The organism is Sphingomonas sp. LH128 (assembly GCF_000293195.2).
In the GTDB taxonomy this organism is placed as follows: Bacteria; Pseudomonadota; Alphaproteobacteria; order Sphingomonadales; family Sphingomonadaceae; genus Novosphingobium; species Novosphingobium resinovorum_A.
In genome coordinates, this window is the sequence record NZ_ALVC01000572.1 from 1 (window position 1) to 469 (window position 469).

At 65.5% G+C, this 469-nt stretch carries 1 protein-coding gene; it reads left to right on the forward strand.

The features are described from left to right. Window positions 1-469, forward strand: a 469-nt coding sequence (locus LH128_RS30310) for a hypothetical protein (RefSeq protein ID WP_008833516.1), incomplete at both ends; no start/stop codon positions are given.

Sequence of the window (469 nt, forward strand, 5' to 3'; positions counted from 1 at the left end):
ACCATGACCTACGACGTCCCGTTCCGTCACATGCAGGCGATCGACCCCAGCAGTCTCACCACCATCACCGCAACGCTTCATGCCATCAATCGGGCCATGGAAGATTGCCGCATTGCCGGCGTCGATCCCGACCACGACCCGGCGATCGCGCTGCTCGCGCGCCATTTCGCGACTGTCACCGCCAACCGCGCCGATGATGACAGTCTGCGCTTCGCCTGCAGCCGCCGTATGGCCGAACTCGAGCGCTTTCCCGCGCTTCTCACCCTGGCGGTGCGCGGCGTTGCCCATGACCGGGTAGCCAAGGAGCGCTTCCACGCCGACGGGCGCAAGGCCATGAAGGCGCTCGCGTTGGAAATCGGCCTCGCCCCCGGCAGCTTCACCATCAGCTCCACACCCAGCGATCCCGCGATCGCAGGATATGTCGCGCTGTCGAGCGATGACATTTCGATCATGCTCAGCGTGGGCCCGC